This window comes from Stenotrophomonas sp. RIT-551, assembly GCF_026241915.1.
GTDB classification, from domain to species: Bacteria; Pseudomonadota; Gammaproteobacteria; order Xanthomonadales; family Xanthomonadaceae; genus Stenotrophomonas; species Stenotrophomonas bentonitica_A.
The window spans coordinates 253,689-270,948 of sequence record NZ_JAPJIU010000003.1; the positions used below are offsets into that span (position 1 = coordinate 253,689).

Annotated in this window: 20 protein-coding genes; all 20 read right to left on the bottom strand. The window is 65.4% G+C overall.

The features are described from left to right. Nucleotides 1–4: 4 nt before the first annotated feature. The 20 genes from ORK51_RS05670 to ORK51_RS05765 all read right to left on the bottom strand — a co-directional run bounded on the left by ORK51_RS05670 (nt 5) and on the right by ORK51_RS05765 (nt 17,251). Nucleotides 5–3,070 (bottom strand): host specificity factor TipJ family phage tail protein, encoded by a 3,066-nt coding sequence (locus ORK51_RS05670; protein WP_266084469.1) that lies wholly within the window; start codon nt 3,068–3,070, stop codon nt 5–7. Continuing rightward, nucleotides 3,067–3,444, bottom strand: a complete 378-nt coding sequence (locus ORK51_RS05675; RefSeq protein WP_266084470.1) for a nitrite transporter — start codon at nt 3,442–3,444, stop codon at nt 3,067–3,069. The genes ORK51_RS05670 and ORK51_RS05675 overlap by 4 nt, the downstream gene beginning before the upstream one ends. Beyond that, the gene (locus ORK51_RS05680) at nt 3,441–3,923 is read right to left on the bottom strand and encodes a DUF1833 family protein (protein WP_266084471.1); all 483 of its coding nucleotides are present in this window, start codon (nt 3,921–3,923) and stop codon (nt 3,441–3,443) included. Before ORK51_RS05680 ends, ORK51_RS05675 begins: the two co-directional genes overlap by 4 nt. Then, nucleotides 3,920–4,378 (bottom strand): hypothetical protein, encoded by a 459-nt coding sequence (locus tag ORK51_RS05685; protein ID WP_266084472.1) that lies wholly within the window; start codon nt 4,376–4,378, stop codon nt 3,920–3,922. Before ORK51_RS05685 ends, ORK51_RS05680 begins: the two co-directional genes overlap by 4 nt. After that, the gene (locus ORK51_RS05690; RefSeq protein WP_266084473.1) at nt 4,378–6,975 is read right to left on the bottom strand and encodes a phage tail tape measure protein; all 2,598 of its coding nucleotides are present in this window, start codon (nt 6,973–6,975) and stop codon (nt 4,378–4,380) included. Before ORK51_RS05690 ends, ORK51_RS05685 begins: the two co-directional genes overlap by 1 nt. Before the next feature lie 6 nt (nt 6,976–6,981). After that, nucleotides 6,982–7,248: a phage tail assembly protein T gene (locus ORK51_RS05695; protein ID WP_266084474.1), complete on the bottom strand. Its 267-nt coding sequence runs from the start codon at nt 7,246–7,248 to the stop codon at nt 6,982–6,984. A gap of 29 nt (nt 7,249–7,277) precedes the next feature. Continuing rightward, nucleotides 7,278–7,697: a phage tail assembly chaperone family protein, TAC gene (locus tag ORK51_RS05700; RefSeq protein WP_266084475.1), complete on the bottom strand. Its 420-nt coding sequence runs from the start codon at nt 7,695–7,697 to the stop codon at nt 7,278–7,280. Further along, on the bottom strand, nt 7,694–8,410 hold the full coding sequence (locus ORK51_RS05705) for a phage tail tube protein (RefSeq protein ID WP_266084476.1): 717 nt from the start codon (nt 8,408–8,410) through the stop codon (nt 7,694–7,696). Before ORK51_RS05705 ends, ORK51_RS05700 begins: the two co-directional genes overlap by 4 nt. 70 nt (nt 8,411–8,480) lie before the next feature. After that, a complete protein-coding gene (locus tag ORK51_RS05710) occupies nt 8,481–8,846 on the bottom strand; it encodes a DUF3168 domain-containing protein (RefSeq protein WP_266084477.1) in 366 nt (121 codons plus the stop codon). Further along, entirely contained in the window at nt 8,843–9,379 is a 537-nt protein-coding gene (locus ORK51_RS05715; protein WP_266084478.1) for an HK97-gp10 family putative phage morphogenesis protein, read from the bottom strand. Before ORK51_RS05715 ends, ORK51_RS05710 begins: the two co-directional genes overlap by 4 nt. Next, on the bottom strand, nt 9,372–9,707 hold the full coding sequence (locus tag ORK51_RS05720; protein ID WP_216636695.1) for a phage head closure protein: 336 nt from the start codon (nt 9,705–9,707) through the stop codon (nt 9,372–9,374). The genes ORK51_RS05715 and ORK51_RS05720 overlap by 8 nt, the downstream gene beginning before the upstream one ends. After that, nucleotides 9,704–9,907, bottom strand: a complete 204-nt coding sequence (locus tag ORK51_RS05725; protein ID WP_266084479.1) for a hypothetical protein — start codon at nt 9,905–9,907, stop codon at nt 9,704–9,706. The genes ORK51_RS05720 and ORK51_RS05725 overlap by 4 nt, the downstream gene beginning before the upstream one ends. Before the next feature lie 60 nt (nt 9,908–9,967). Continuing rightward, nucleotides 9,968–10,363, bottom strand: coding sequence for a hypothetical protein (locus ORK51_RS05730; RefSeq protein ID WP_266084480.1), 396 nt, complete (start codon nt 10,361–10,363; stop codon nt 9,968–9,970). After that, nucleotides 10,356–11,222, bottom strand: a complete 867-nt coding sequence (locus ORK51_RS05735; RefSeq protein WP_266084481.1) for a hypothetical protein — start codon at nt 11,220–11,222, stop codon at nt 10,356–10,358. The genes ORK51_RS05730 and ORK51_RS05735 overlap by 8 nt, the downstream gene beginning before the upstream one ends. Next, complete coding sequence (locus ORK51_RS05740) at nt 11,215–12,648, bottom strand: phage portal protein (protein ID WP_266084482.1); 1,434 nt, start codon at nt 12,646–12,648, stop codon at nt 11,215–11,217. Before ORK51_RS05740 ends, ORK51_RS05735 begins: the two co-directional genes overlap by 8 nt. Beyond that, complete coding sequence (locus tag ORK51_RS05745) at nt 12,645–13,001, bottom strand: hypothetical protein (protein ID WP_266084483.1); 357 nt, start codon at nt 12,999–13,001, stop codon at nt 12,645–12,647. The genes ORK51_RS05740 and ORK51_RS05745 overlap by 4 nt, the downstream gene beginning before the upstream one ends. A 57-nt stretch (nt 13,002–13,058) precedes the next feature. Beyond that, complete coding sequence (locus ORK51_RS05750) at nt 13,059–14,462, bottom strand: phage major capsid protein (protein WP_266084484.1); 1,404 nt, start codon at nt 14,460–14,462, stop codon at nt 13,059–13,061. Nucleotides 14,463–14,569: 107 nt separating this feature from the next. Further along, complete coding sequence (locus tag ORK51_RS05755) at nt 14,570–15,142, bottom strand: HK97 family phage prohead protease (protein WP_266084485.1); 573 nt, start codon at nt 15,140–15,142, stop codon at nt 14,570–14,572. Then, entirely contained in the window at nt 15,139–16,893 is a 1,755-nt protein-coding gene (locus ORK51_RS05760; protein WP_266084486.1) for a terminase large subunit, read from the bottom strand. Before ORK51_RS05760 ends, ORK51_RS05755 begins: the two co-directional genes overlap by 4 nt. Further along, a complete protein-coding gene (locus ORK51_RS05765; protein WP_266084487.1) occupies nt 16,823–17,251 on the bottom strand; it encodes a hypothetical protein in 429 nt (142 codons plus the stop codon). The genes ORK51_RS05760 and ORK51_RS05765 overlap by 71 nt, the downstream gene beginning before the upstream one ends. Between the last annotated feature and the right edge of the window lie 9 nt (nt 17,252–17,260).

Consider the following 17,260-nt stretch of genomic DNA (forward strand, 5'->3'; position numbering starts at 1 on the left):
GGTGCTACGGCGCGGTCGCGTCGTCGTATTGGTAGAAGGCGGGGTCGTACTGCAGGGCGGCCAGCTCGACAGAGCCGTCTTCGCCTGGCGTGAGCTCGGCCAGCACGGCGTCATATCCAGCGCGCGTGCTGTCGCAGAAGATCAGCTCGGGGGGATCGATGGTCGGGTCGTCCATGATCCAGGTGTTGAAGGCGTGCTCGCCCGGCAGCGCCGAGGCGGCGATGGTCAAGCGGTGGTCGTCAACGCGGGCCGGCACGATCACGCTGGAGAGCGTGCCGTCCTGGAACCGGATCAGGCACCGCGGTGCGGGCAGGCTCCAGTCCAGATACTCGCCCACCTCGATCAGCACCCGCGTGCCGTCCAGGCGCGCCGATTCGATCATGGTGCTGGTGGTGCTGGATCCGGGGATATCGTCGAACAGCTTCACGCGGTCGCCGTACTGGTAGACCAGGCCCATCATCTCGGTCTTGGTCGTGTAGGTGAGCCGCTGGCCCTGGTGCTTCATGAGACGCCGCATGCCGATCCGGTAAGCGCGATCGCGCGTGCCCACACCCTGCAGCTCGAAGGTCTCCACCTTCCACGACGTGTCGCCGCCCGGCAGCCGGCATTCCACCGTCTCGGCCGCCCACGTCACCTCGTCGATGTAGGTCACGTCCACGCCGTCGAAGTCATCCGGACCCGGCGAGGTGAATGCCGTTGTCAACGGCTCCATCTGCCGCTGCGGTGAGATGCCACCGCGCCAGGCCTTGATTCCCTCGCGCCCGGCCGAGCACATGGAGTCGATCAGCAGGAAGTACCCCATGCCCGCCTGGGCAGCCATCTGCAACAGGTCGAGGGCGCTGGTTCCCGACTTCTCCGCGCTGAAGTCGAAGAACTCCCCGCGCGGCGTCCAGTAGGTGTTCTCCAGGTGGGTCAGCGTATCGGTGTCGATCTGGTCCGCTGGCAGCCCCAGCGAGCGCATCACGTGGGTCATCGCCCCGCTGATGCTGCGGGCGGTGCCATCGTCATACAGCCGGGTCGCCTCGACGTTGAACCTGCGGTCCGTCTGCGCCGCCAGCTTGGTGCCGGTGGTCACCGTCAGGCCGATGGTCGTCAGGTCGTCGTAGCGCGTGGGCCGCTGCGGCAGTCGCGCGCGCAGGCCCTGCCAGAAGCAGGCATCGCGCGCCGAGTTGCCGCCGCGCTCGGTCACCCGGCGCACGCGCACTTCGATCTGTCCCGGCGTGCCCAGCGTGATGCGCTCGGTGAAGCCCAGCGAATCCTCGGAGGTGGCCGTGTAGCTGTGGGTACGCACTGACCATGGATCGCCCGATCCGTAGACACGCCACGCCACCCGCACGGTCACGGTGAAGGTGCGCTTGTTGCCCTTGTCCGTGTACCAGATCAGGCCGCCCGGGAAGTTGAAGTCGTACTCGAAGGCGTCGGTGGTCTCTCCGTTGGGGCATACCAGGAACGGCCCAAGCCATTCTTCGCTCTCCTGCAGACCCGTCGCCCGGTAGTCGGTTGCGGTCCGTGAGGTCCAGCCCGGCCAGCTGGTATCGACCACGCCGCCCTCGGTCAGCCGCAGGACCACCAGGGTGAGGCCAGAAACGGCCGTGATGCGGTACTCGCTCTGGCCGCGCGACATGGCCAGCGAGACGCTGCCCGGCGGCAGCCCGCCGAAGGCAGTGCCGCCCGGGCCGTCATAGGCCAGCGTCACGCGGGGCAACGTGGCCGGGGTGCCACCGGTGGTGGCCACACCCGCCGTGGCCGCCGGGCTGGGGCCGAACACCGCCGCCGGCAGTCCGCTGAAGGTGATGCTTCCGCCGGCATACGGGCTGGCCGCCTCGGCGATGGTGACCACCCCGCCCGACTGCGTCGCCACCAGGCCGCTGTCCACCAGCTGATCGTTGATCGCGGTGAGCAGCACGCCCAGGGTGATGTAGTTGGCCACCAGCGCCACGCTGTAGCTGGTGCCGCGCCAGCCGATGCCGAAGGTGACCGGCGTGCCGCTGAAGTCGAAGCCAGTGGCCGCAGCCGAGCCAGTGAGCCGCGCGGGGCTGCCGCCGGCACCTGGCACGGCCGGCGTGCCAGGCGCATAGCTCGCCACGAACAACCCATAGTCGGCGCCGTTGTAGGTCAGCAGCACCGGCATGCCCACATACGGGGCCAGCTCGGCTACCGCGCTACCGGCGATGACGGAATAGAGGCCGCTGGTGGTCGCGGTAAAGGTCGCCGCCACCTTCAGCGTCAGCACAGCGCCGACGGTCCAGGACGCCGGCACGGACGTGGCCGGCCGCTCCTTGCCGTTCGCATCGGTGACCGTCGCGTTGTTCAGCGTCAGCACGTTTCCCGACACGGTCACCGAATCGGCGTTGAGGCTGGTGGCCACGTCCGCCGTGTCGCTCAGGTCCAGGCCGGCCGTGCCGGAGGCGGTGGCGCCGACCTCAGTCGAGTTCACCCAGTTCTCGGAGCGCACGTCGCCGCCCACGTCGGCGCCCGGCGGGTAGATTGTCATCTCCACGTCGCTGCCGAAGGAACTGATCGGGGTGTTTCCCAGCCGCGCGGAGCCGAACGGGATCACATGCCTCCCTTTGCCCACGCACACGAACATCTGCGTGCGGTAGGTCTTGCCGCCGACGAAGCGCGACACCGGCTGCACCAGATAGTCGGCCCAGACCCGGCACCGCCCCAGGACCTCCCGTACGGGGCTGCCAAGGCGCGCGGAGTTCGCCCGTGCGGTATCCAGGCTGAGCGTGTCGCCCTGGCCGTACCGGCTGCCCGAGGGCATGGTGGCCACCATATAGATCGCGTAGGCAGCCATGACGGCCACCACGACCCAGTAAACCACCGCGGCGGCGCCTTCGTAGTAGGGGATCGGGTAGATCCGCACGTCGCTATCGGCTTCGATCCACGTAGAAGCCCACGCGTCCGCCGGCACTGCAGCGCCGCACACCTCGACCTCGATCGGGTGGGGCCCCTCGCTCGCGTAGCTCGGCACGTTGGAACGCAGCCACCCATCGATGGTGGTCCTGCCGTGGCGATGGGTCTCCAGCGCCTCGCCCGGCATGCGTGAGGGGAAAATCTGGATCACGCGTAGTACTCCACCCGGTTGAAACGGCACTCGAAGCGGGCGACCGGCAGCACGGTGACGTTGCGGCCGTCGTTGCACTCCAGCGCGCACATGCGGCCCTCGACCTCCACCAGCACCGCCACGTGGGTGACCACGCTGCCCTGATAGCAGAACGCAACCGCGCCTTCCACGAGGTCACTGCCGGCGTGCTGCAGGGCAGCCTCGTTCGCCAGTTCAGCCAGGTCAGCGCGCGTCGCACCCGGGTACTCGTCCCATGGCGCGAGGCCAAGGTCACGGCGCACCTCGTTGACGACGCCGTAGCAATCCAGCTCCGGGAACTTGCGGCCGCCGCTGACCCAGACCACGTCCAGGTACTTTTCCAGATCGATTTTCATGTGATGTAGCGCAGCCCCGGGTGCTTGGTGAGGTTGAAGCGGTCGCGCGGCCAGGCCGTGTCGAGGATGTTCATGAAGCCGGCGGTCACCTGGACCTCCGTTGCGGTCCACTGCCCGCCCTTGATCACCATCGACAACGGCTTCTTGGCCGGCGCCAGCAGGTCGTTGCTCAGGTAGATCCGTAGGGTGACGGTCATTTCGAGCCGGGCCGCCAGCGCCGCCCGGATCTCGGTGCTCACCACCCCATCGATGTTGGTCAGTGCGAAGCGGAGGTCTTGGACCCCGTCGGCGTTGCGTGTGGGCTTGGCCACATCCATGCCGCAGGCCTTGAAAGTCACGGTCTGCCCTGTCTCCAGCACCGCGGTGATGTCCTCCCAGCCCTTGGTGAGATAGTGGGTCTTGCTACCGACCGCGATCGCCAGGGTTTCGTGCTCCACCTCCGCGCCGCCAGAGGCGTACAGCCGTTCAAGAATGCTCATGGCCTGGGCCACTCCCTGTTTGCAGCCAAGTCGATGACGTTGGCCTGCAGGATTCCTTCGGGATACTCGGACCAGCCGTCTGCCAGCAGCGGCCGGCTGTAGATCTCGAGCGGTGCCGTGATCAGCCACAGGTTGCTGTTGGTCAGCGTCGGGCCGTCGTAGATATCGGTGAACCGGCTCTTGTAATAGTCCATCCCCAGTGGGCTGCGTAGCCGACACGCGAACCAGGCGACACCGTCGCTCAGTCCTTCCTGAAACCACTTCTCGAACAGTGCGGCTTGCCCGTTGTCCAACAGCCAGCGAACCTCGACGTTTGTCGGCGTGGCCGTATAGGCGCGGCGCGGCATCGATCGACCACTGACGAACGTGGACCGCTTCAGCGGCGAGACGTGGCGCAGGCCATAGCCTTCGCGCAGCGGCTCGGGCAGCCACTGCGGTTGCATGATCAGCGCCATTACCGAACCTTCCTTCCGACGTTGTGTGTCCCACGCATGGTTCGGGAGATCCCTGTTCCGCGAGCCATATCGCTTTTGACCCTGTCGTAGCCCATCTGGGCACCATCGAGAGCAGCTTTCCTGACGAGCTCAAGGGTGCGGTTGTCAGGGTTACCGTTGATCTGAATCTCTTGGGTGATCGGAGCCCCCGAGAACACACTGTTGGAATCTCGGTTTACCCGCTCCAAGGTGGCGTCCAGCTTCGCGCTGGTGGCCGCCGTGGTCACGCGCTCGCCCTTCTGCAGGAACCAGGTGCCGTCCTGTGGCACCGAGTCGATACCGTCGTGCGCCATGCCCGACAACCCGGACGATGCCGCGACGGCGGCGACATAGGGCGCGGTGGCCGCGAGGGCTGCGGCGGCGGCCGCCGGCGCCGCGATGGGGCCCGTGATCGGGATCGCAGCGGTGGAAGCGTAGGCTGCGATTGCCGCCTGGGCCGACATGGCCACTGCGTTACCGGTCAAAGCAGCAGTGGACGACTGGCTCGTGGCCTCGCCGACAAGCTTCTGGGTTGCCTGGTACACCAGCCACTGCGCAGCCATGCGCGACAGCGTGTCGATTACCGTCTCGCCCATGGACACGACGAGGTTTTTCACCGATTCGCTCAGGGACTCGTTGCCCTTCACGAGATCGGCGATGCTCTCGGCCACGTCGCCGGTAGTGGTGTCGAGGAAGCCCGTCACCGCGTCGTAGGCCTGCTGGTTGGCGTCCGCGGCCTTGGTGGCATAGTCAGCCCAGGCATCAGCCATGCCGGCCTGCCAGTCGCCCCTGAGTTCGTCCAGCTTGCGGTAGTGATCCTCCTGCATCCGGAGCCGCTCATCCAGCGCAGACTGAAGAGTCTGGGTCTCCGTCTTGTAGAGACTCTCGGTGATGTCGCCGGACTGGTACTGCTCGAACAGCGCTTGCCGTTGCTTCTGGTAGTCGGCCTCGATCTGAAGAAGGTCTCTGGCGCGCTCCCTGGCCTGTGCGCCCTCGCCCGCTCCCACAAAGTCAACCGCAAGGGCGTCGCGCGCGTTATCCAGCGCTTCCTGTGCGTTCCGAGCGAACTCGGCAGACTTGGCGGCTTCCTCGTTGGCCAGCTTCACTGCAGTGAGGCGATCGAGCGTGCTGGCCAGCGCCCGCAGTCGCTCCTTCTCTTGGTCGTTGAGACCCTTCAGAGCGCCCTCGGCCAAGTCGAAGTTCAGCTTCTGGAGTTCGGTGGCCTTGCCTGACTTATCGGTACTGGTATCGAACAGCTCGATCTGGCGCTTCAGCTCGAGACCGGCGGCAGCATAGGCACGCTGCAGCTGCTTGTAGGCTTCTGCCCGCTTCTTGGCGCTCTCAGCATCGGCCGCCGCGGCTGCGGCCGCCTTTCGAGCTGCCTCAGCCGCGGCTTCAGGTGTTCCCGCCGTGGTGTCCACCGTGGCAGTGACGCCCTTGAAGTTCTCAGCGAGGTAGCGGCTCGTCAGCTCTCGCTGAATATCCAAGCGCTGCTGGGTCAGGCCGTTGATTCTCTTGAGGCGCTCTTCTTCCTGGGCACCGGTGAGCGGCAGCCCCAGGAAACCGGAGGTCGTCTTCTGTTCGAGCTTCAGTCGCTCAGTCAGCGTGGCAATCTGCTGGTTCAGCGCCCCTTCGCTCGCGTCTTTCAGCGCTCCGCCGGCATCAAGCCGTGACAGATCACGGGTCTTGGCGATGAACTCGACAAGCGAGCCAGTGAGCCGCAGAAAGTTGCCGGTGGTATCTACTGCATAGGAGATGAGCTTGTCGAACCCATCCTTGGTGCGCGGATCATTGAGTGCCGTGGTCAGCTCGTTCACAGCGGTGGTGGCGCTACCGAGACTTCCATCCTTTGCCGTCGTGAGGTCGTCTAGAGCGTGACGCAGCGCCTTCAGTGCGCCGCCGAAGGTGTCACGGGCGGCCTGGGCGGCACCTCCGTAGGACTCTTCCAGGATCTCCAGAATCATCACTTGGGCCTCGCCTTCCTTGCCGGCCTTCACCAGCTCGTCGATGGTGCCACGCACCTCCTTCGTGAAGGCCGCACCGAAACCCGACTGCGCCAGTGCCGCCGCGGCCTTGCCCGGCGACTCCAGCGCGCGGCCAATGGTCTCCGCTGACTGACTCACGCTGATGCCCAGGCGAGCCGACTGATCGATGATGGCCTGCATCGCGCGGGGGATGTTGGTTCCCAATACGCCAGAGTAGGACAGCAGTCGCGTCTGAGCCTCGACTATCTCGCCACCGCTGAACGTGGACTTGGACGCAAGGGTGTCCGCCATATCCAGCAGCTGCTGGCGGGTGTATCCAGCGGCGCCGCCGGTCGATTTGATGATCGCATCGAGCTGGGCAACTTCTTGCTCGGCGGCGGCGCTGTTGGTGATCACCTTGGCGATGCCGGCCGCCAGGCCGGCTACCCCCGCAGCGATTGCCGTGCCCAGGGCAACGCCGGCCATCTTCGCCTGCTTTTCTACATTCTTGCGCCACTTCTCCGTCTGGCGCTCCGACTTGTCCAAGCCGGAGGCAAAGCCGCCGATCTCGGCAATGACGTCGATGGTCAGCGTGCCGAGAGAACGTCGTGACATGTGCAGTTATCCCCAGCTCGCCATCGCCTCATCAAGGCCGATCGGCTCCGCTTTCTGGTATCGAAGGAAGTCAGTTACTTGGAATGCCGGGGCGGACGGCTTGCGCTTGCTGTTGGCGAACAAGCTGGCCAGCAGGCCAGCGTTCCAGTCGGCGCGCATCATCGGGTTCAGGCCTCCGTGGCGTTCCCGGTATGCAGCCCAGAGCCTCACCTCGCGAGCGCTGAGGCGTTCCTTCGCCACAGCAATGGTTTCGCCGCCGATGCCGTTGAGCACCAGCTCGCACCAGAACTCGTCTTCCGGTGTTAGCTCGTAGCTTTTCCCAGCGAGTTCACCTCGCCGATGGCGCTCAGCAACGCCAGGGTCAGGGCGCCATCCAGCGCGCCGCGGTCCGCATCCGACGCACCGGTGATGTCACCTACGGTGAAGACGGGCTTTCCCTGCTCATCGCAGATGGAGGCCGCGATGCGGCCGGCCACGCTGTCCTGGCGCCCGCCGGCGGCGAGCACGTCGGAGATGGCGGACTGGAAGCCCAGCGGCCGCACGAACACCGTTGCGGTGAACTCCTGCTCGCCCTGGCGCCAGCTGATCTCCTTCTCGACCGGGCGGCCGGTGAAGGCGCCGGCCTGCAGCAGACCAGCGATCGAAAGGGATACCGCCTTGCTCTTCGGGACCGACGGCGGCGGCGCCGCCCGCTTTCGGCCCCGGGGCTTCGTAGCGGTCACGGGGCCACCACCTTACGGACCCAGACGCCGGCGCCAGAGCGTTGCAGGCTCGCCGCCGTGGAAACCACTGCGTTGGCCTGGAAGTCGAAGGCGAAGTCGGCGACGTAGCCGCGGAACGTGTACCAGGTGCGGCCTTCGGGCAGCACCATTTCCGGCTCGCTGTTGCGCTGGGCCGTGGCCGCCGCACCGGTGCCGGCGCCGCCGCTGAAGGCCACCGTCGGCACGGTCGTGTAGCCGGTGCCCGGATTGGTGATGGTGACGCCGATCACCGAGCCGCCGTCCACGATCGCGGTCGCCGTGGCACCGGTGCCGCCGCCGCCCGTCAGGGTCACGGTGGGCGCGCTGGTGTAGCCAGTGCCGCCGCTGGTGACGTTGATGCCGCTGATGGAACCGCCCACGGTGAGGGTCGGAGCGACGTCCACGCCGTCGGACCAGCCGATCGCCCACTGGATCAGCTCATCCGACGCTGCCTCGCCCAGCTCCCACATCAGGTAGTGGCTCTCGTTGCGCGGATCGGCGTTGATCGTGACCGATGCCTGGCCGGGCGTGCGCAGGCCCTTCTTGTACGTGCGGCTGTTGGTCTCGGACAGGCAGGTGTCTTCGATCTGGTCCGCCGGGTTCGCGCCAGGGTTGAAGTTGGTGATGCACTCGATCTCGCGGATCTGGCCATTGATTAGGCCGTACAGCTGGGTGCCTTGCGTCAGCATGCTCATGAATGTCTCCCTGCGGGCATAAAAAAACCCCGCAGTGCGGGGTGTGGGTGGGTAAAACGGACGAACGTCTTCAGCGCGGCACGAGCCAGTCCACGTCAAACGAGTAGCGGTACAGCTTGGTTTCGGGGTCTTTCACCTGGTCGCCCCAGCGGGTCACGTAGGCCTGTCCCTCGATCGCGTCGCGGATCGCCCGCGCCGCCGGCAGCAGCGACGCCGGGTCGTCGCTGTAGACGTCTATCTGCAGCGAGTACCCGTCCACGTCAGGGCGGTCGCCCAGGTACTGGGCCGGTTCTCCGCCGATGGTCTGCCAGACGACGTAGGGCCGCGCCGGCGGCTTCTCTACCAGTCCGAACGGATAGACCCGTGTCGGGTTGCTGCCGAACAGAGCCAGCACCGCGGCGTTGGCGATGCAGGCCTGGAAAATTGGGGCGATCATTTCTTTGCCGCCTTTGACTGCTTGGCAAGTGCGCGGTCGAGCGCGCGGTTGAACTCAAGCGCGAAGGTGTCCACCGCTTTCTGCCCGGCTTGCTCGGCCACCGGCCGCAGGAATGGGCGGGCGGCCACCTTGGCCGTGCCCAGCTCCACGTGGCGCCAGTACCAGGTGTCGCCGCCGGGATTGCTGGAGCTGCCCTCCGTGGCATAGGTCTGGCCAGTGCGACGCTTGCGGCGGTTCTCACGGGTGTTGCCGTACTGCCTGGCACCGCCGAGCACACCCAGCCGGAAGGCCAGCTGCCCGTCGCGCTTGAACGCTCGGCCGTCCCAGCGCAGATCGATGTTCTTCCAGATCTCCTCGCCCGTCTCATGGTCGTCCAGGCGGCGGGCGTTGCTCTGCGCCTGAGCACGCAGGACGGCGGTCGCCTTCCGCAGCGCGGCGCGACCGCCCTTGGCATTGGCCTCGTTCTTCAGCTGGGCCATCTTCGCCTTCACGCCGTCCAGGCCACTGACGTCGAACCGGATGTTGTCAGCCATCGTTGACGCCTTCGCTGCATGGCAGCGTCATGTATTCCAGCCCGCTGACCGGGTCGGCCAGCACGCCGTGGACGTTGTAGACCTGCCCCCTGTGGATGATGCGGCTCTTGTCGGTGACGCCAGCACGGTGCCGGATGGTGATGCGCGCGGTCACCTCGCTGTCGATAGCTTGGGCGGCCACGAACTCGCGGACGGACGCCGGAACCACTTCGGCGAACACCGTAGCCAGATCGGCCCACGTCGTGATGGGTGCGCCGGATCCGGGATCCTGGCTCTCCACGGGGTTCTGTATCAGCACCCGGTGGCGAAGGCGGCCGGCGGCAATCACCGCGGCTTCCCGCTCATGTAGGTGCCCGCCTCCGGATCAGCCTCGACGTCCTCACTCTGGCAGACGTAGTCCATCAGCCGGTTGGTCGCCTCCGCGTTCTCCGCCAACGCCTGGGCGAGAACCATCATCGCCTCGGCTTGCGCCAGTTGGGCTGCTGCCGATGCCTTCAGCGCTTCCGAAAGCTCGTTTTGCTCGTTCATTGGCAATCCCCATCCATTTCTCTATCCACGCCCGGCGGCGCATACACCCTTGGCACGGCATCAGGCGACCGTAGTCCTGCGAAGGGGAGCAAGTTGTGCTGTGGCTGCCTTCGACAGGACGTACCCGTGCCCAGCGTCCGCCGGAACCACGTTTTCGCCCTCGCCTTCTCGATAGCGGTACTGCGAAGCCAGCTCCAGCAGCGTGGCCGCAATCACGGCCGGCTGCAGGATGGGCAGGTCATCGCCGTCCAAAACAGGGAGCGGGACGCCGGAACCGTCCCTGACAACCTCTCCGCTGCTATCTCGCTGCAACACGTACAGACGCCACTCCTGCTTCAGCCATGCCGCAACGGAGGACGACACGGCCGGGATCCATAAGGCAAGCCAGCGCTCGTCTGCATCGCTGTCGAGGCGCAGCTGCTCGCGCGCGTCAGCTTCGGTGACGAACTTAAACATTGCCGGCGCCCAACTTCACCGGCCCGGCCGGCACCTTGACGCTCTTCCCGTCCTTACCGTCACGGCCTTTACGAGCCGCGAGGATCCAGTCCTCCGAGTTCTCCAGGCACGGCCTCGAGGCGTTGTCACGCTTGGCAATCCACAGCGCTCCATCGTGGGTGATCGACTGGCCCGCCTTCATTCCCATGCCATCGCGATGGAAGCCCCGGTGCACCATGTATGGAAGCACCAGCTCAGCGCGGCGATCACCGGCGCCCAAGGTGATCACAAAACCGCGCTCTGCGTCATATACGCCAGCCGCCGATTCGAAGCTGAGGCCGTCCCGGCCATCCTCGCCCACGACTTTGCCCAGCCTGACGGCTTCGCCTCTGGTGGTGGTGATCACCAGTTCCCCGCCGCGATCGATCATTGCCCCCGCTATACCCACACCATCAGCGCCCGCCTGTGGCGGGTTTGCAGCGAGATGCTTGGCTACCTGAGCTGCCAGCTGCTCGTCGGTGACTTGCGGCGCGTCCTGGCCGTCCTTCGGCACAGGCAGTGCGGCGACAGCGGCCTTGACCGCCGTATCGATTGCCGCCGGGTCCGCATCGCGTCCGTGCTGCACCGGGTTGGCTTCGAAGTGCTTCGAAACTGCCTCGGTCGTGGCCACATCCAGCAAGGTGATCAACCGCGGCGAGCCCAGAAGCTTGTCGACCACCAGGTCAGCCAGGCTTTCCACGTCCACCGGATCCGCGTCCTTGCCGTCTTCACCCTTCTGCAGAGGCCGCGCCTTCAGCTCTTCCAGCTCCAGCCGCAGCGCGGCTGTGGCCTCTCGGATCAGCGCGCCGATGTGCTTGCCGAACTCCTTGGGGTCAGTCATTGCGGAACACCTCGGCTCGTGCGGCCTCGAGGGCCCTCAACATGAAGATCTCCTGGGCCAGCGCGCGGCGTTCCTCGCTGTCGTCAGGCGGCGGATCGACCACCTCCGGATCCGGATCCGGGTCTTCCGCCGCGGTGGGCGGCAGCTTGTTGTTCCGGATTTCGGAGATGGGGAAGTCCTGCTGCTGCTTGTAGATCGTGTCGCCGCCCTCGATTGGTGGCAGGCCGAACACCTTGCGCCCCTCGTTGGTGGTCTTGATATCGCCGTCGACCAGCGTGCTTTCCACCTGCGCCTGCTTGCCGACATCCATGCGCAGGAGCGGTTCCAGGTCCAGCTCGATGCCGCGCGGGCGGCTGATGCCCAGACCCTCGTCCAGCAGGTTTTCCATCGCTTCGATGTGGGCCTGCAGAGCATCGGAGTAGTACATCTGGTTCACTTCGTCCGGCTTCGTGCCGGCGGGAACGCTGCCGATGCCCACCTTGAAGGGAGGAATGCCGAACGGCTGGCACACCTGCTCGTCCGAATACCGCATCTGCTCAACCAGCTGCGAGTCGGCAGCCTTGAAGGCAAAGGAGGTGAACTTCATGTCGGCGCCTACCACCGCGACGTTGCCGGCATTGGATCCCTTGAACTCGGTGTTCCAGTACTCCTTCACCAGCTGCGCGTCCTCATCGGACATACCCGCCGGCGCGGTCAGGATGCCGCCAGGGTTGGCGCCGTTGGAGAAGAACGTGGTCGAGTCCTTCAGAATCTTGAGGTTCTTGACCGCCGCCCAGTTCGCCGCGCACAGCGGCGGCACGCCGATCAGCTGGTGGTGGAAGCAGTTCATGCGGTCGTGGATGATCTCGCTGGCCGGGATGATCAGCTGGTCGCCGGGATACTTCTCCGGCAGCAGGTTGTTCCCGCTGCCATAGTTGACCTGGTAGAACACATCGCCGCTGTCGGACACCATCGGCTGCACCCGGTTGGGGTCCAGCACCCACAGCCTCGTGACCACGTTCCGCTCGTCGCGGCCCTTCAGGACGTAGGTGTTGCCCTGTGCAAGCTTCGACAGGATCCAGGCTTCACGGAACTGCTGGGCCGTCTGGTACGCGTTGGGCTTGCGCAGCACCGGCCAGTAGGCGGTGTTGGTGGTGTCGACCCGCCAGATGCCGTCAGCACCTTCGATCTTCAGGACAAACGGCAGCTTTCCAATGTCGCTGTTGATCCGATTCATGCAGGCGTACAGCGTCGGGTAGGTCATTACCGACTCGTGCCGCTCTTCCATGTTCCGCTGCCAGGCGCCGCTGAACGGCTCGCGCACCAGCGGCTGCCAGCCATCTCGCCCCGGACCAGCAGCTACCGGAGACAGCGATTTCAGGTAGTCGGTGCCGTACTTGCGCACGCCGGCCTCGGTGGCCAGCTCACGGGGCGAGAAACCAGTCATTCGGATGCGTCCTTGTCAGGCGCGGGCTTGCTCGCTGCGGTCTTGGTTACTTCTTTCTTGGCAGCTTTCTTCGATGCCGGCTTGCCTGCGGCCTGCGCTGCAGCCTTGGCCGCTGCAGCTGCATCACGCTTCGCCTGGGCTGCACCGCGCTTCGCCTGGGCTGCACCGCGCTTCGCCTGGGCTGCACCGCGCTTCGCTTCGAGCGCCTGACTGTCCGGCTGTGCCGGCGGCGCGGCTGGAGCCTGCGCCTGCATGTCGCGGCGCTGATAGCCACCATGGCGCTCCAGCAGCGGGGCCAAGCGCGCATCGACACTCACCACGCGATTGCGCCTGATCATTGGGATCTTCGACATTTCGATGCTCCTGGGAAAGGAGACGGGGGCCGAAGCCCCCGTCAGTACCACCCTGCGTTACGCGCCGCCGCCAGCGTCCGGAGCGACCGTATTGGTCCAGGAGACACCGGTGAGGTAGGCAACGGCCTGCGGCCGGCGCTTCTTCCAGTTGACGAAGCGTTCGGCTCGGATCGCGAGCTGGTTCGTCTGGAACATGCTCTGGATCTGCGCCATCGTGGGCGTGGCGGTCGCATCGTCGTCCATGATGATGGTGGCCTCACGGCTGACATCGATCGTGACAACGCCGTCGTCGGCCAGGTAAATCTCACTGCCGAAGGCCAGGATGAACATGCCGGACGGAACGTAGTTGGAAACAACCAGCGGAACGCCATCGATGTCGCCGCCCGTCATCGAGACATTCGGGAACTCCCGCGCCATCAGCGGGTTGCGCAGGCCGGACAGCTGCCGGGCGGTCGCACTGTCGGTGATGTATACCGCACTGGACACAGGCAGGTTGGTATCGTCGGCCGTGGCCCAGAGCGCCTGGATGTCGGCGTAGACGTCACCGGTCGCGACGATCGGCGTCACTCCGTTGGTGATCGAGGCGGGCGACAGGCCTGCACCGGTGGCCGCTGCCTTGGCGGGGTCCACGAAGTCTTCGTCCATGCGCTCGATCACCGCATCCGACAGATCGTCGCGCACCAGAATCTGGATCGACGGGTCGGCGAAGCGCGCCAGTTCTTCGGTGATCACCGAGATACCCGCGATCTTGGCCCACTTCAGCTCGGCCGCGTCATAGCCCGACTTGGTGACCGGCTTGCGGAAGCCCTCGCCGACCCACTGCGCGCGCCCCTTTGCGCTCTTGCCCGGGATGCGGACATTGAACGGAACGCGGCGCAGGCCGGGCACATTGCCCTGGCCGAGCTGGCCAATGATCGTGCGCGGGCGCAGGAAGTCAACGAACTCGCTCGACAGGTTCTGGTACTGCACCAGACTGCCGGCCCACGACGGATCGGTGGTGTTGCCTGCGGCGACCGCCGCTTTCATGATCTCGTTCAGCCGCACGTCGTCGCGGAACACGTTGTCCGAGAAGGCCTTGGCACTCGAAACGTCACCCTTGCCCGCGTACATCGCCATTGCGAAACGGGCGAAGCCGATGCCCTGCTCTTCGTTTTTGCGGCTGTGGATCAGGGCCGGGCCCTTGCCGGCGGCACGCTTCGGATCGGAGGCCGAACCCTGCTCTTGGACGATCTGCGCGGCCGGAACGGCCGACTTCGCCTGAACGGCCTGCAGGCGACTCAGGCGATCGATGTCACCGTCCAGCGCCTTGATCTGGACATCCAGCTCGTCGAACTCTTCCTGTTCAGCGGTGTTGAACGAACGGCCTTCGTCCATCGACTTCTGGGCGATCTCGCCCAGCTTTTTCTGGTGCGCTTCACGGGTCGCGCGGAGCGCTTCCAGCTGTTCTGCAATGGTTTTCATTGGGATTTTCCTTGATGGCGCAGCCGTTCGGCCCGGGTTCCACGCCGGGCAGTGCCTGCAATATTGGGAGGCGGGTTCCACCCCGCGGGGCCGTCTGGCCCGGTGCTTCAGTGCAGCAGCTTCACCGCGCCGCCGGCCGGTCGCTCGACCCGGACCGCCTGGCGCTGGATGAGGGGCACGCCGTAGTTCACCGAGCGGCGTCCGCCGGCGGTGTCCATGGCCTTGATGGTCTGGATGGTCGCCGCGGCGTTGGCCGGGATGGTGACCAGGGAGAGCTCGTAGATCTCGGTTTCGGTGAACCGGATGCCGCCGCCGTCCATGTAGCTGTACTCCAGCGCGCGGAAGCCGATCGAGACCCCGCGCACCAGCTTTTCCCTCACCGACTGCCAGGCGAGGTCGCACAGGTCCTTCAGCGCGCCGGGAGTGGTGATGTTGGCGACACTGGCCTCGAAGGGGATGCCCTTGGCTGTCGGCTTGCCGAACTTGACGATTCCGACCGGGCTATCGTGGCGGTGCTGCCACAGCAGCGGCAGCTCGGAGGCAAACTTTGCCCCCAGCGGCTCGACAATATCGCCGTAGCGATCCGCCTCCGGGGTGGTCGCCCAGCCGGTGATGATGCGTTGGTCGTCGTCGTAGGACTTGACCTCCAACACGCTGTAAGCGCGATTCTCGTTATTCATCGGTTTCCACCCAGGGTCATTAGGACGAGCTTCTTCTTGGGTTCTTCGGCGACCGGAATGCTGATACCGACGGCCATCAGCAAAGCAGTCATGTCGTCGATCTTGTCCGGAGAGCGGCGCTTATCCGGAGCAATATTCAGATTCACGTCCTGACGGGCGATCAAGTTGGCTGCGCACCAGGCGAGCACAGGATCACCGTCATGGACTAGACGCTTGCCTATATAGGCGCGCTCCAGCTCAGTCATCGCCGGGTGATATGACTTCGGTCCCTGGATGAACTCGACCAGTGGAACCTCCGCCGCCACCAACCTGCTGACCATCTCCGTAGCGTTCCACCGATCGAAGGCCAGCGACTGCAGGTTGAATTTTTCCCGCACGTCCAGAATTGCCCTTTCGATCACCGCGTAATCGGTGACCTCGCCCTCGGTCTGCTCTATGAGGCCAGCTGCTACCCAGCCGGCGTAAGGAACAGTGCCCCGCTCGGTCCGTTGCATCACAGCCGATTCCGGAACCCATCGACGGCCCCAGGTGATGATCTTGTCGTCCACCCTCCACACCAGCCGTAGCGATGTGAGATCTCGTGTGCTCGCCAGATCGAGGCCACCCCAGCAAGGTGCATCTCTCAGCGAGTCAAGGTCCACCTCTCCGGCGCACGCATTCCACTTGGGCAACAGGATGAAGCCGTTGGCCGCGGCTGCCGGCCGGTTCAGCCTCTTGATCTGGAACTCCGCGAGCTTCGAAGGCATTGCCTTCGCCTCGACGGACTCCTTGCGAATCGCCGCCAGCAAATGGGGGTTCACGTCCATCAACGGGTTGGCTTTGTGCCATGCCTTCTCGTCGAAGTCCGGGTCATCCTTGTCGACGGCGAAGAAGATCGCCAGGAAGTGATCCGCCGTCTCGCCGAACACCCCCTCGAGCAACTGGGTCGCGAACTGCCGAATCTCTGACCATGGCCCAGGGTTCGCGTATCCCTCTGTGGTCGTGAAGAGCCACAAGGGGTTACGCCTGGCGCCGGCCGCCGACTGTAGAACGTTCAGCAGGTCTGGCGTCTTATGAGCATGTATCTCATCCAGCCCGACATGGGAGGGATTCAACCCGTCCTGCGTGCTGGCCTTTGCATTGATCGGCTTGAACGTTGCTCCGGTCTCGACCCGGCTGATCGCGTTGGCCCAGCATTCGAGCCCGTAGGCATCGCGCAGGTCCGCCATCTTCTCCGCCATCCGTTTGGCGACATTGAAAATGATGCGAGCCTGGCTGCCGGTGGTCGCCGCCGAGATAACCTGCGCGCCCTCTTCGTCCTCGCAGCACTGGCAGTACAGAAGAATCGCCGCTGAGAGCGTGGACTTGGCGTTCTTGCGCGCGACGGCGAATAGCGCCGACGTGAAGCGGCGGGTGCCGTCAGCCTTTCGGAACCCGAACAACTGGACAACGAACCACACGTGAGACGGGTGCAACCGAATCTCCGGCGTGTCCCACTTGCCCTCAACGTGCGGCAGAAGCTCGATCCACCCACAAGCATGGTTCGCATGTTCCCGGGAGAACCAGAACGGCGCGCCCTTCTTCTTCGCGCGCTTCAGGTCTTCCAGAAACCGCTTAGCCGCCAGCTTGATCAGCCGCCCAAATCGGCCGGACCTATCTGAAGAAGCAGCTCGCGCATACGCGATCGCTACGTCAACGTAATCACTTGGCGGCGTGGGCTCTCGGCTTGCCGAGCGCGGTGAACGCGTTCCCGGGCTTTTCCGCGTCGCCATTCGGCCTCACTTTTCCTTGCGCTGCCGGCGTAAGGCCGAAGTCGTTCATCAAGCCCCGGAGCTGGGCGACCATGGATGCGACTGGCGCCTCCCCGGCGGCGTACAGCTGCACTGTCTTTCCGTGCAGGGCGCAGAGCTGGCCCAAGGCGGATAGTCCGGCCTCGGTCAGCAGCTTGTTTGCGTGGAGGATCGGCGCGAGCCGATCCCATTCTTTGATGGCGTGGGCATTCGGCAGCCAGTCCGGCGCCCTCGGAATGTCCGAAACCAGCGGCAGTTCAGCCACCTCGGTCGGCGCACGGTCAGGCCTGTCGGTCCCGGCAACCACCTTCAGCGCTGTGGGCTTGCGGGGGCGGGCCATGTTTGGGTC